The organism is Weissella confusa (genome assembly GCA_041871065.1).
In the GTDB taxonomy this organism is placed as follows: Bacteria; Bacillota; Bacilli; order Lactobacillales; family Lactobacillaceae; genus Weissella; species Weissella confusa_A.
In genome coordinates this window covers 167,537-180,311 of record CP168942.1, presented here as the reverse complement: position 1 = coordinate 180,311, position 12,775 = coordinate 167,537, and the positions used below count along the sequence as shown (strand labels likewise).

Here is a 12,775-nt window from a genome sequence, read left to right as displayed (position 1 = left end):
AATCTGCTGAACCGTTTTACATGATATGTACGAAGAACGGACCTCACTGGGCAATGCCAGTAAAGCCCGTTCTTCTCGTTTTATTTAGAAATCAAGCTTACTTGATGTCTTCAATTTGCTTTTGGTAGTCGCGCACGATGTCAAAGTTTGAATCCTTTGACTTCGCAACACCGGCCCAGCTGTAGACATCGTTCAAAACCTTCTTACCCTCAGCCGTCTTTGATACCTTGATCATGGCGTTTTGGATAGCCTTTGAATCCTTAGCTGAGATACCCTTACGCAAAGCAATTGTATCGTTAGGAATCTTTGACGTGTACATCAAAGCACGCGTTTGCTTGAAGATATCTGGGTTGTCCTTCTTAACAACGTTACGGGCATCATCAAAGATAAATGCTGCGTCCGTGTCGCCGTTCAAGACTGACAAAACACCTTGGTCGTGACCCTTAACCGTAACTAGGTCAGAGTTCTTCACAACGTTCATACCCTTCTTCTTCAAGTCAACGACTGGGAACATGTAACCCGCGTCTGAAGTCGTATCTTGAACGGCAATCTTCTTACCCTTCAAGTCCTTAACTGACTTGATCTTTGAGTCCTTCTTTACCAAGACAATCGCGCGGTAGTAATCAACAAGCTTGTCCGTGTTTGAACCGTCGCCCTTCTTGTCGTTAATACCGTAACGCTCTGATTGCAAGATAACCTTGGCACCGTATTGCTCGTGTGCGTGTACGTATGGGTCAGGTGGCAAGAATCCCATATCCACCTTCTTTGAACCCATCGCCTCAACAACCGTGTTGTAGTCAGTTGAGATAGTTACGTGCACTGGAATCCCCAATTGCTTCTTTAGCAACTTTTCCAATGGCTTAGCCTTCGCTTGAATCGTGTCAGCTTGTGATGATGGAACGAATTGGACGTTCAACTCCTTCAAGCTAACCTTCTTTGATGCGGCATCAACTGATGCAGCAGGCAATGCGGTAACAAGTGTTGATGCTGCAATCGTAAGTGCAGCCCCTGCAACAAGCTTTTTAAACATGTCCCTCTATACTCCTTAATGTATGTCCCCTTAAAGGTTGAATTAAGGATAACACCGAACTTTCTTCATGACAATATGCATTTTGTTCATATTTATAGTTAAACGTTTTAAAAAAATATATGTATTGACTATTAATGTTCGGTAAGTAGAATGTCGATTTATTTATCCGTAAATTGGGACTTCAGTCGTGCTGCAAAGCTTATTCGCAGACTCTTTGTATCATACATATGCAACGTTACTTATTTTTAATTAGTTGTTAAAAAGCAGTTATTCGTATGTCGAATATTCCGCTTTATAATTCAAAACATGAAATGGGTTATTAATTATGAACAAACCATGTCGTCGCTTCGTTAAGCGCACACTTATCACTCTCGCAGCCTTGACTGCTGTTTCTACTGCCGGATTCGCGGCTTTGAATCTGAACGTCACAAAATTTACCGATAACCAAGCTGCGACTGGCATAGCTAACCTTGCTAGTACGTTGTCTCATACAACTGACACACTAGGCAAAACCGCAAACAGTCTCAAGGGTGAAAAAGACGAACACAGCAAGGATAACAGTATGGCCATCTCCGCCGTCGCTGAAGCAAACAGCTACATTGATGACGCAAACACTTACGCAACAAGCGTTAACAGTGCTGTTTCTGCAGCTGATGCTGCAAAGGACAACGCAAGCAGTGCCATCACAAACGCTCAAGATGCCCTAAATTACAACGCACAATCTACCACTACAACGTCTAAAGTTAACTAATAGCCATGATGAAAAGGCGGATATCAGCGATTGTCGTGACTGCAGTCATCACACTGATTGCGACAACGACTATATTTGCTAGTGCTTATTACAGAATTCTGACCCTCAACGGCGATATAAATGACGCCAACCGCATTCGCGATTTAACAGCAACCATGACCGCTCAAACTGAACAGCTGAACAAGACGGTCGCTGCCCTGCAATCTGCTGAAGGCAGCTCTGATTTATATGCCGTTTATTTCAACAGCATGCCACAATACGGTTCGTACACACCAATTGCAACGCCACCATTTCAAAATGTTGGGCAAATCTATTGGTCCAGTAGTTATAATAAGTTGGTTTCAAGCAATGGTAACCAAACATTTATTTGGTACGGTAACGTTTGGTTACCGGTTACTAATGACACCAACGGTAAGGTTACTGGCACTAATATGTCCGTATCAGATGCTATGAATCTTCTAAAGCAAAATTATTATACAGAGCATTTAACCAACATAGGACGAAATGGCGCCACCACTCCAGGTGCAACCGTTCCTGTTGATTTCCAGAACCAAACTTATTATGTAACTCTCTCAAACGTCCATTGGGACACTAACGCTAACACGTTAGTGGCAATCGCTGTTTGGCGTAATCTCATACCAGCTTCAGTGAAGTATGAAATGACACCATATAGTGGAAAATGGGTAACTAATTTTTAAACCAAAAGACGCCGATCAGGTCTATCCAACCTGGTCGGCGTCTTTGTTTAGAATGTCAAAATCGTACGTCCCTTATGCGTATGTGCTGCAAACGCATCAAGTACATCTGGCAACTTTTCAAAAGGCACTTGTTCAACCGGCAACTCATGCATCACATGCCAATCAGTTGCAAAACGTTGCCACAATAATTGGCGCGTTGGCATATCAGCTGCCACTGAATCGACGCCTAAGATGCTAACACCACGCAAAATTAGCGGGAACACTGACGTTGGCAAATCCACGCCACCAGCATTACCTGTCATGGCGATTGCACCATTGTAGTGCAGCATAGCAATCAACTTAGCTGCTAACTCGCCACCAACCGTATCGATGACATAATCATACGTTTGCGACAAAAGCGGCTTATTCGGTAATGCCAAAACATCATCGGCTGTCATCTCATCTTCACCACCGCGGTGCACAATCGGCGTCACATTTTGGTAGCCGTCAGCTTGCAGCAACGCTAGTGCCACGCTACCAACACCACCAGCTGCCCCGGTCACCGCAATCTTGGGTTGATCAGCAACACGCATCCCCAACCCTTCCAACTTCATAATAGCCAAACCAGCTGTAAACCCAGCCGTTCCAATTGCCATAGCATCTTGCGGAGAAAGACCATCTGGCAACTTCACCGCCCACTCTGCTGGCACTTGCACTTGCGTCGCAAAACCACCATCGTGACGAACGCCTAAATCATAGCCAGTTACTAGTACTTCATCCCCAACTGCAAATGACCCTGATTTTGACGCTACTACCGTCCCGCTAACATCAATTCCCGGCACCATTGGATATTGGCGAATCACGCCACCCTTAGGCAAACTCGCCAAGTAGTCTTTGTAGTTCACACTCGAAAAAGCCGTTTGAATTTGTATCTCCCCAGCTGATAGTTCAGGCAATTCGTGTTCGACAAAATCGCCTTGCACAACGCCTTTGGTATCAGTCATCACATATGCTGTTGCTGTCATCTCATTGTCCCCCAAAACCTGTTTCTTCCAATATATCATGAATAAACAAAAGCCACTGTCGCAAAAACGGCAGTGGCTTGATTCATTAATTTTGTTTACGGAAGCGGGCCGCAATAGCTGCCTCATCCGGGTGATAGTAGTGATAACGAGAAACTGGTAAATAAGCTTCATCCCCACCAATCTCAATTTGTTCACCTTCATACACCGGCTTACCGTCATGGATACGTAAATTCATCGTCGCCTTTTTCGTCCCAAACGAATCGAGCGTCTTCATTTCTTCTAGCTTATCTGCGAAAATCAACAACGCCTCAGATCCCGGGAAAAGGTGATTTGAGAAATCATTTTTCAAACCGAACGCCATTACCGGAATGTCCAAATCATCCACGATGTGCGCTAATTGCATAACTTGTTCACGCGTCATAAATTGCGCTTCATCAATCAACACAATCGCTGGTTGCTCAGCTTGACGCGCCACCATTTCGAAAAGGTCGTCCGTCGCATGAATAATGCCAGCGTCTTGCTTAAGGCCAATGCGCGATGAAATTTCACCGACATTCGTGCGGTCATCTAATGCTGAAGTCAGGAGCATCGGCTTACGTCCCTGCACCTCATAATTATGGGCCACCTTCAGAATTTCAATCGACTTTCCCGAAGCCATCGTGCCGTATACAAACGTTAATTGCGTCATAGCGTCCAACCTTTCACTCTCAATGATGCTGTGTCTTCATTAAGCGTACTAGATTAGTCAACTAGCCTATTGCGCTTGTTCTACCGTATCAGTTGATGCTGCCATCGTCGGCACGCCAATCGCAGCAGCTTCTGCATCAGAAATCTTGCCAGCGTACAAGTTACCTGTTTCCGCTTCCTCCAAATTCAATGAACGACGTAGGACATTCGTCGCACGTTGTTCTTCTTGCCGTGACACAACTTCTGTAGATCCCGATGCCAAGTTGTATCCCTGCCCTTGAATATAATCTGACTTGATATTCTTTGTGGCATTTAAATACTTCGTGCCAATCGTTGTCATATCGCCAAACGTCAAATCAGTCTTCACTGATTTAGATAGTGATGTCATGAAGCCATCCGTCAACAATGATGCGGGGTTGGCCTTAGCCTTATCAACAACCGCTTCAAGCACCAACCGTTGACGTTGTTGACGACCATAATCCCCGCGCGGATCATCGTAACGCATCCGTGAGAAAGCCAATGCTGCCTTACTATCCATCTTGGTATACGTCTTCGTCTTACCATCTTCACCAGTGTGCGTAAATGTACTGCTGTTCTTTACGAAACTGTACAGATTTCCAGGCGTTGCATGCGCAGTATCTGGATTAAAGTCAAACGTGAGCGGTGATTTAACTTTCACGCCACCAATTTCATCAACAACTTGCTCCAAACCGCCCATGTTAACGAGTGCGTAATAGTCAATCGGAATATTCAACCAATCTTGCACCGTTTCAATCGCGGTCTTGGCTGATCCCAATTCATACGCAGCATTAATCTTTTGTGGGAACGTATCTTCATACCCAGGCACAGCAACCAAAGTATCACGCGGAATCGACATAATCGTCGTTTCCTCTTTTTGCGGATTAATCGTCATAATCATCATTGAATCCGTGCGTCCCTTGTCATCACGACCGAGTTCACCCGTATCAGTCCCCATCAACAAAACGGAAATTGGCTTACCATCTCGAATTGCTGCGGATACATCACGTGACTTTTTCATACCAGCATCTTGATAAGTCTTGTCGACCACCGTCTTTGCACGCATCGACGTAAAGCCCACAACACCGACCAACGCCAACAATACAACGACTATCCCTGTACCAATAACGCGTCCCCATCGTACACCGTGGCGCTTGCTAACACGTGATTGTTCACTTCCATTCTGCTCTGTCATGTTCACTAAACTCCTCTACTTAAACTAATATAGGCTTAAGCATACGGAGTAGTTGTATCTAACTTGTATCGCAAAAGAAAAAGCTCGCAATTTTGCGAGCTTCCTTCTAAACAAGTGTGATTACTAAACTGGCATTTGATTTTGCTAGTCGATAATTAATGCCTGATACAAATTGTTGACTAATTTCACCATCAGCCAGACTTTCCTGATGACGCAACGTCACGTTGATGTTGTTGCGCCAATTTTGCGCAATCGTTTGCAACGGCAAATCAATATTGTCCCCAAACCATTGCAGATTCAAAATTAAATTGTTGCTGGGTACAAAATAAAAATCGATCTCATTTGTTTTACTCATCGCACTAACATAATAAGTTGTCACAACCTCACCATTGGTTGAGTGATACACCCGTTTTTCAACATCAAGTATCTGTAAATCATTAGGAATGTCGCCGACAACTGGTGCCAGTATTTTCTTTAAGTCAACCCCGCCTGCTTCGTCGACGTCACTTTTAAACTTAATCGGATTGGCGTATTCAGTCACAACGGTCAAGGCCTCAGCGTTGCTTAATGGCATTTGCTGCTTATTGGGCAAACTATATGCCGTCTGATGTGGTGCCTGCTGACTATAATGATTATCTTGCCAGTGCACAAACAGTTGGAGCATGCCAATTACTAGGAAGAAAAAGAGAATCGCCAAGCCGAGCACAAGCCAATTTTGCTTTTGTTTCATCGTTCAATATCTTGCGCCGGCACCTGAATGCTGACGGTCACTCCTTCCCCAGAATTATTCTTTAAGGCTACACGCCACCCCAAAGCCGTACTAATTCTTTTGACAATCGACAATCCTAAGCCAAGATGATCATCTTCACCAAGCTCACTATCTGTCACGAACGGTTCAAACACATCATCAACGGCTTGTTCATCTAATCCATGACCATTATCAGTTATCGTAATTGTCAGTCCCGTTTCATCCAAGTCTTCTGCCACCGTAATTCGACCACCTTGTTGCGGTAATGCTTTGACGGCATTATCCAACAGATTGACCAGCATTTCTGAAACCAAGCCCATATCTGTATGCGAACGATAGTCGGCCTGATGTGCATACTCAAATTGGAACCCGTGAGCTGTTTGTTGTCGAATGCCAAGGGCAATATCTGTCACCTTTTCGTGCAACATCTGACTACTTATGGTTTCGCGCTGTAAAGTCACGTGATCATATTGAATCAACTGACTGATACGGCTACCAAGCTGCTTTAATCGCGTACTTTCATCCACAATATAACGCACCGCCTCTTGCTTCACCTCTTCAGTGACATTCGATTCAGCGATAAGCTCGGCATACCCCAAAATAATCGTCAGCGGCGTATTAATTTCGTGAGTCAAATGACTCGCAAACTCTTTTTGAAACGCCGCATTTTCACGTTCAGATGCCACCATTGCCTGAATTTGATGTGCCATCTGGTTAAAATCATTTACCAATTCTGTCAATTCATCATGACGCATCGGCTTCAAGGGCTGATAACCCATCGGATCTGTCTGAAACGACTGACTGGCCTGACGCAATTGATGGACTGGCACCAAGATTTGCTTCGTTAAGATATAAATAATTGCCGTCGATACTAAGAACAACACCAACAAGTTAACCTGCACATCACGAAGCAATCGCTTTTGCGCCACATAGACCGAATTCAAATCCGTAAACGTGCTAATATAATACGTCTTACGCAACAGTTGCACCTTAATTGTCGCCACGACATACTTTCGATTACCATCTAACAAATATTGAATCTGTTGTTTATCACTATCTAGCAAATTCAAACGGTCAGCTTGCTTAACTGCCATGTCCTCGTGGTAAATCAGCTTTTGCTTCGCATCCCAAATCAACACATTATCTTGCGTTGTGCCGACGAACTTAATGACTTGTCCTTCTTTAATGCCTTTATCTTGTTGATAGTCCAGCTGTTGCACTTGTCGCGCCGTCTGCTTATTAAGGACCGCAGCACTTGATTCCTTTTCCTGCAGACCACTTTCAAAACTGCGATGCAATACCAACACACTATTGATCGATAGTGACGCCACCAAAATGACAATGAAAGCAATGAACAATTTAATCGAAATTTTCATAGCGTCTCCATTCGATAGCCAACGCGGAACACCGTCGTAATCCGGTCAGCTAGGCCCAGCTTTTTTACGTAGTCGTTGCACATGCAAATCGACAGTTCGGGTATCCACCATGTCATCTGCAAAATCCCAGATGTTTTCATAAAGTGTTTCACGCGCTAAAGTGACCCCTTGGTTGCGCACGAAATAAACCAACAGTTCAAATTCCTTATTCGTTAAATCCACCAACTCACCATCCCGACGAACCGTTTGTTGGGTGACATCAATTACCAAATTATCATACTTAATGATTTCATCGGCATGGCCATACACGCGACGCATGACCGCTTCAACCCGACTCTTCAGTACTTCCAGGTGGAATGGCTTTGTGATGTAATCATCCGCTCCCAGTTGCAAACCCTGCACAACATCCGCTACCTCAGTTTTAGCTGTCAAAAAGATGACTGGTATTTCCTTATCTGTGATATACGGCAAAACGTCATAACCACTCATCTTAGGCAACGTGATATCCAATAACACTAGATCAATCTTTGTCGATTGCAGGCTTGCAACGGCATCTTCACCAGTGAACGCTTGTACGATATCATACGTATTCATCAAACTCATTTTGACAAGCTGGTTAATTCGCACACTGTCGTCGACTATTAGAATTGTTCGCTTCATGACAACTGCCTTCCTTCACTAATTCGTAATGACAGTCTATCATACCTCACGTTTGTATCTCAGTTGTATCTCACGCAAAGAAAAAGCGCTCGATTTCTCGAACGCTCGTTGTCTCTTTTAGAAGAACAATCCAATTGTGTAGTGAATAGCAATCGTTAGCAAGCCGATGACCACATTACGCTTAACCGCTCGGCTAGCAAAGCCCTTTCCAATCAACGCACTCAAGTAACCTGTTAGCGCCACTGCCACCGTCGTCGCTAGAATGGTTGCCCAGAATTGCCAACGAATTGGTGAAAAGTATAGCGCCAACAATGGGAACGCCCCACCAATCGCCGCACAGAACAATGATGAAAACGCGGCTGCCCAAGGACTGACATAGTGACCCAATTGCACATTATATTTCGTTGATAGAATCGTTTCCAAAGGCGACTTAGCCATCAATTCAGTCGCGATTTCTGCAGCCGTCGCTTCAGAAACCCCACGGTCTAGATAGAATTGACGAATGTCTGTCGCCACACCATCTGGATCAACACGCAAACGTTGTGTCTCAAGGTCAACGACGACCTTTTCCGCGTCCGCTTGTGAGCTAACTGATGCATACTCACCAGATGCCATCGACAAGGCACAGGCCAACAAGTCAACCAAACCAGCAATCAAAATCGTGAACTGATTGGTCGTGGCAGCGCCGACCGAAAATAGAACACCAACAACTGTTAGAATTCCGTCATTTGAACCGAGCACACCGGCACGAATGGCGTTCAAACGCTCTTCCATCGTTTGATGTGTCTTAACTTTTTTCATAGTTGCACGCTCCTCCTATCGACCAATCAACGTTCCAATGTAGAACGTCACAATCATTGTGAACACACCAGCGACGACATTGCGTAGCGTCGCTTTCTTCTCATTTGCCCCCGACAAGTGGGCCGCTGAATAACCCGTAATCGCCAATGCAATCAAAACGGCCACTCCAGTTGCAGCAACACGAATGCGTGGTGGCAATAAGGTAATAGCCAGCATTGGCAATAATGAGCCCAGCGGAAATGATACCATCGAAGCAATCGCTGCTCCGACAGCTGACATCTCGTGGTGCAACGTAAAGCCATAACGCTCACGAACCGTCGTTCCAAGCGGATCCTTCGCCATCATTTCTTGTGTCGCCTTGTTTGCTAGGTGTTCAGAAATACCTTGCGCCTCATACTTCTTTTGTACGAACGCAAACTCGTCATCATAACGGTTATTCAATGCATCATTCTGCACCGCTTCCGCCTTAATTTGTGCGTCATTTTGCGAGTGTACCGAAACATATTCTCCCATCGCCATTGAAACCGTACCGGCTAGCGCTCCAGCGAAACCGGCAATAAAAATAGCGAATGAATTCGTCGTTGCACCGGCCACACCAATAACAATCCCGGAAACCGACAAAATCCCATCATTCGCACCCATCACGGACGCACGAATCAAATTATTTCGTTGTGCTAATGTTTGTTTATCCTTTGCCATCTTATTCACTTTCTACTTTTTAAAACTAAAAAGCGCCTTTGATTATGTATCACACACAACCAAAAGCGCTTAACCTTGCCTAACGACGGGCAATCAATGATGAAATCTTAGCGTGTCGCGCAATGTACACTGCTTGTGATCCCAATGATGGCCACATACCTTGCTTTGAGTGCGCGCCGACAATCAGTAGGTCAGCCTTAATTTCAGGTGCCAACTCCATTGCTAGTACTTCACCAGCTTTAGCACCATCGGCCAAAACCGTCTCGACATCAGTCACACCTTGGGCAATAGCGTATGCCTTATACGTTTGCAAGTTCTTTTCTAAATCTTCACGACGCTTATTCACAGCTGACAAGCTCAAGACGTCTGTTGTTGAAAGATCCCCAAGTTCCAACACAGTTGCAATCGTCAACTTTGCTTGATCTTCTAGCGCCTGATGGACAGCACTTGCTAATGCAACTTGTCCTTGTTCTGATTCATCAACCCCAACCAAAACGTGTTGGTAGGCTGTTTGAATATCTGATAGTTCCAAAGCCATTTCATTATCCCCCGAAAATTAAAGTAACTTGCCCACAATTTGAATTACCAATTGAATGTTCAAACCAGTCAACAACAAGAAGACCAACCAGGCGACAATCGTCATCCACTTTGAAATGATGAACTCTTCACCCATAATCTTCTTTGAACTCGTCATCCAAATGAGCGGTGCCATTGCAAATGGCAAAGCAACTGACAAGAAGACTTGTGAGTACACAAGCAATTGATCAAGCTTATCTTCAGCACCACCGTAAATCAATGTAAAGGCGACAACTGGAATCAACGCCAATCCACGCGTAATCACACGACGTAGCCACATTGGCACGCGCAAGTGCAAGAATCCAGCCATGATAATTTCACCGGTCAACGTACCCGTAATGGTTGAGTTTTGACCTGAAGCCAACAATGCAACGGCAAACAACGTTGAAAGAACTGGTGATGCAATCGCCCCCGCAATCGTCTTGTCACCCAAAGCGTTATACATTTGTCCGAAAGTTCCAACTGAATCTGCGTGGCCAAAGAACATCGCAGCCCCCAAAATCAACAACATTGAGTTAATAACAAAAGCCATTGAAAGTTGGATGTTTGAATCCCAAGCCATAAAGCGAACAGATTCCTTCAATTCTTCCTTGTTCTCGCGGTTAACCTTACGCGTTTGGGCGATAGATGAGTGCAAATACAAGTTGTGCGGCATAACCGTCGCACCAATAATACCCAGCGTCATAACCAATGGTGAATCTGCGCCTGCCACACCGTGTGTGTTAACAGCTTGAATCTTTGGCAAGTAACCGCCAAACATCGCTGCAATATCAGGACGAGATAGGACAACAAGATACAAGAATACAAACAAGATTGTCATAATCAACGTAATAACAATCGCTTCAATCTTTCGGAACCCAAAACGCATCAACAACAATAGCAACAAAACATCAAATGCCGTTGTTAAAACAGATACAATCATTGACCAACCGAACAACAAGTGGAGTGCGATGGCACCACCGATTACTTCGGCGATATCAGTGGCCATCAACGCCAACTCCGTAATGATCCATAGCGCAATACCGCCACCCTTGCTGGTGCGGTTACGTGTTGCTTGCGCCAAGTCTTCACCAGTGACCATTCCCATTTTTCCAGCCATATACTGGAGCACCATGGCAATCAATGATGAAATCAACACAATTGACAATAGCAAGTAGTGATATGTTGCACCACCTGTTACTGACGTTACCCAATTACCCGGATCCATGTAACCAACCGCCACCAAGGCACCTGGTCCAGAAAACGCCCAGAGCTTACGCCAAAAAGAACCGTTCTTTGGCGGCACAATTGACCCGTTAACTTCTGCCAAACTGGCATCGTCTGCGGCGTTTTGAATCAACCCGTTCTTACCGTTTGTCACATTTTCCATGACAAAACCTCCAAATTATAAACTTGGATTGCGGTCTCAGTACTATTCAGTTTTACGCTTATCGCTAAATATTTAGTGGTATTCGTATGCTAAATGCTAAATAAAAGTCATAAAGAATTTCGTCCAACTTGGCTGTTGAAAGCTTATGACAATAATTTAACCGAGCCACTACAACCCATCTCCTACAATTTAGCACTGTTTTCAAGCCAAAAGAAAAAGTTCCCCTATAAAAGACGGCGAGTAGCGATAATCAAGAAAAAATAGTCAATTATCAGAAACGATACCGAATCATCGGAATGTTAGATGCAAAAGAAAAGACGTTCGATTTCTCGAACGTCTTACTTGTAACCCGAAGGTCTTTAGATTATGCCGTCGGTGGGGGTCGAACCCACACTCCCTTGCGGGAACTGGATTTTGAGTCCAGCGCGTCTGCCTATTCCGCCACAACGGCATGATTATTATTAGATAAGACCTGAGGCCTGCTTGGAAACCCGAAGATTTCCGATGCCGTCGGTGGGGGTCGAACCCACACTCCCTTGCGGGAACCGGATTTTGAGTCCAGCGCGTCTGCCTATTCCGCCACAACGGCATATCTAATATTAATCGGATGATAGAAAGTTTAAAACTTTCAAGGGCGGTAGATGGGAATCGAACCCACGCATGTCGGTACCACAAACCGATGTGTTAACCACTTCACCACTACCGCCATTATCTATCAAGCAGGGGTAGAGGGAATCGAACCCCCACCAACGGTTTTGGAGACCGTCGTTCTACCGTTAAACTATACCCCTATAATGGAATGTATTATTAAATTCCAATGGCGCGGGAGGGAATCGAACCCCCGACACTACGAGCTTCAATCGTATGCTCTACCAACTGAGCTACCGAGCCATTTAAACGGTCACAACGGGATTCGAACCCGTGATCTTTCGCGTGACAGGCGAACGTCCTAACCAACTAGACCATGCGACCAATGGACGTTACAGGGATCGAACCTGTGACCCCCTGCTTGTAAGGCAGGTGCTCTCCCAGCTGAGCTAAACGTCCATTATGTTTTGTGCTTTGCGATGTCCCTCGCTCAACAACAAAAATTATTATACATACCTTCTGAACACTTTGCAACCCCTTTTTTAAAATAAAAAGCACACAATGCATTTTCATTG

At 44.8% G+C, this 12,775-nt stretch carries 13 protein-coding genes and 7 tRNA genes; 2 read left to right on the top strand and 18 right to left on the bottom strand.

The features are described 5' to 3' along the window. Window positions 1–97: 97 nt before the first annotated feature. Window positions 98–1,030 (bottom strand): phosphate/phosphite/phosphonate ABC transporter substrate-binding protein, encoded by a 933-nt coding sequence (locus ACAW68_00690; GenBank protein ID XGA16123.1) that lies wholly within the window; start codon window positions 1,028–1,030, stop codon window positions 98–100. Between the two features lie 325 nt (window positions 1,031–1,355). Between ACAW68_00690 and ACAW68_00685 the strand changes: the two genes are divergently transcribed. Then, complete coding sequence (locus tag ACAW68_00685; GenBank protein ID XGA16122.1) at window positions 1,356–1,781, top strand: hypothetical protein; 426 nt, start codon at window positions 1,356–1,358, stop codon at window positions 1,779–1,781. 35 nt (window positions 1,782–1,816) lie between these two features. Continuing rightward, window positions 1,817–2,479 (top strand): hypothetical protein, encoded by a 663-nt coding sequence (locus ACAW68_00680; GenBank protein XGA16121.1) that lies wholly within the window; start codon window positions 1,817–1,819, stop codon window positions 2,477–2,479. Between the two features lie 47 nt (window positions 2,480–2,526). On the opposite strand, the gene ACAW68_00675 is transcribed toward ACAW68_00680, so the two are convergent. From ACAW68_00675 to ACAW68_00595, 17 genes are all read right to left on the bottom strand, one after another. Then, window positions 2,527–3,483 (bottom strand): acryloyl-CoA reductase, encoded by a 957-nt coding sequence (locus tag ACAW68_00675; protein XGA16120.1) that lies wholly within the window; start codon window positions 3,481–3,483, stop codon window positions 2,527–2,529. A gap of 85 nt (window positions 3,484–3,568) precedes the next feature. Then, on the bottom strand, window positions 3,569–4,171 hold the full coding sequence (locus ACAW68_00670; protein ID XGA16119.1) for a thymidine kinase: 603 nt from the start codon (window positions 4,169–4,171) through the stop codon (window positions 3,569–3,571). Window positions 4,172–4,237: 66 nt separating this feature from the next. Then, entirely contained in the window at window positions 4,238–5,383 is a 1,146-nt protein-coding gene (locus ACAW68_00665; protein XGA16118.1) for an LCP family protein, read from the bottom strand. Between the two features lie 106 nt (window positions 5,384–5,489). Continuing rightward, on the bottom strand, window positions 5,490–6,113 hold the full coding sequence (locus ACAW68_00660; GenBank protein ID XGA16117.1) for a hypothetical protein: 624 nt from the start codon (window positions 6,111–6,113) through the stop codon (window positions 5,490–5,492). Then, window positions 6,110–7,507 (bottom strand): ATP-binding protein, encoded by a 1,398-nt coding sequence (locus ACAW68_00655; GenBank protein ID XGA16116.1) that lies wholly within the window; start codon window positions 7,505–7,507, stop codon window positions 6,110–6,112. The genes ACAW68_00660 and ACAW68_00655 overlap by 4 nt, the downstream gene beginning before the upstream one ends. Window positions 7,508–7,552: 45 nt before the next feature. Then, entirely contained in the window at window positions 7,553–8,167 is a 615-nt protein-coding gene (locus tag ACAW68_00650) for a response regulator transcription factor (GenBank protein XGA16115.1), read from the bottom strand. Between the two features lie 117 nt (window positions 8,168–8,284). Continuing rightward, a complete protein-coding gene (locus tag ACAW68_00645) occupies window positions 8,285–8,968 on the bottom strand; it encodes a VIT family protein (GenBank protein XGA16114.1) in 684 nt (227 codons plus the stop codon). Window positions 8,969–8,983: 15 nt separating this feature from the next. Then, a complete protein-coding gene (locus tag ACAW68_00640; GenBank protein ID XGA16113.1) occupies window positions 8,984–9,667 on the bottom strand; it encodes a VIT family protein in 684 nt (227 codons plus the stop codon). A gap of 79 nt (window positions 9,668–9,746) precedes the next feature. After that, window positions 9,747–10,205, bottom strand: coding sequence for a universal stress protein (locus ACAW68_00635; GenBank protein XGA16112.1), 459 nt, complete (start codon window positions 10,203–10,205; stop codon window positions 9,747–9,749). Between the two features lie 18 nt (window positions 10,206–10,223). After that, the gene (locus tag ACAW68_00630; protein XGA16111.1) at window positions 10,224–11,612 is read right to left on the bottom strand and encodes an Nramp family divalent metal transporter; all 1,389 of its coding nucleotides are present in this window, start codon (window positions 11,610–11,612) and stop codon (window positions 10,224–10,226) included. 367 nt (window positions 11,613–11,979) lie between these two features. Next, window positions 11,980–12,063 (bottom strand) — tRNA-Leu (locus tag ACAW68_00625). A 54-nt stretch (window positions 12,064–12,117) separates the two neighbouring features. After that, window positions 12,118–12,201 (bottom strand) — tRNA-Leu (locus ACAW68_00620). A gap of 44 nt (window positions 12,202–12,245) precedes the next feature. Beyond that, window positions 12,246–12,318, bottom strand: a tRNA-His gene (locus ACAW68_00615). Between the two features lie 14 nt (window positions 12,319–12,332). Next, window positions 12,333–12,403, bottom strand: a tRNA-Trp gene (locus ACAW68_00610). Window positions 12,404–12,430: 27 nt separating this feature from the next. Further along, window positions 12,431–12,503 (bottom strand) — tRNA-Phe (locus tag ACAW68_00605). Window positions 12,504–12,510: 7 nt separating this feature from the next. Next, window positions 12,511–12,584: transfer RNA gene (locus ACAW68_00600), tRNA-Asp, on the bottom strand. 2 nt (window positions 12,585–12,586) lie between these two features. Then, window positions 12,587–12,659: transfer RNA gene (locus ACAW68_00595), tRNA-Val, on the bottom strand. Between the last annotated feature and the right edge of the window lie 116 nt (window positions 12,660–12,775).

Excerpts from the sequence above, each read along its gene's own strand:
- ACAW68_00690 (XGA16123.1), bottom strand. The coding sequence starts at position 1,030 with ATGTTTAAAAAGCTTGTTGCAGGGGCTGCACTTACGATTGCAGCATCA.
- ACAW68_00685 (XGA16122.1), top strand. The coding sequence starts at position 1,356 with ATGAACAAACCATGTCGTCGCTTCGTTAAGCGCACACTTATCACTCTC.
- ACAW68_00675 (XGA16120.1), bottom strand. The coding sequence starts at position 3,483 with ATGACAGCAACAGCATATGTGATGACTGATACCAAAGGCGTTGTGCAA.
- ACAW68_00670 (XGA16119.1), bottom strand. The coding sequence starts at position 4,171 with ATGACGCAATTAACGTTTGTATACGGCACGATGGCTTCGGGAAAGTCG.
- ACAW68_00665 (XGA16118.1), bottom strand. The coding sequence starts at position 5,383 with ATGACAGAGCAGAATGGAAGTGAACAATCACGTGTTAGCAAGCGCCAC.
- ACAW68_00660 (XGA16117.1), bottom strand. The coding sequence starts at position 6,113 with ATGAAACAAAAGCAAAATTGGCTTGTGCTCGGCTTGGCGATTCTCTTT.
- ACAW68_00655 (XGA16116.1), bottom strand. The coding sequence starts at position 7,507 with ATGAAAATTTCGATTAAATTGTTCATTGCTTTCATTGTCATTTTGGTG.
- ACAW68_00650 (XGA16115.1), bottom strand. The coding sequence starts at position 8,167 with ATGAAGCGAACAATTCTAATAGTCGACGACAGTGTGCGAATTAACCAG.
- ACAW68_00645 (XGA16114.1), bottom strand. The coding sequence starts at position 8,968 with ATGAAAAAAGTTAAGACACATCAAACGATGGAAGAGCGTTTGAACGCC.
- ACAW68_00640 (XGA16113.1), bottom strand. The coding sequence starts at position 9,667 with ATGGCAAAGGATAAACAAACATTAGCACAACGAAATAATTTGATTCGT.
- ACAW68_00635 (XGA16112.1), bottom strand. The coding sequence starts at position 10,205 with ATGGCTTTGGAACTATCAGATATTCAAACAGCCTACCAACACGTTTTG.
- ACAW68_00630 (XGA16111.1), bottom strand. The coding sequence starts at position 11,612 with ATGGAAAATGTGACAAACGGTAAGAACGGGTTGATTCAAAACGCCGCA.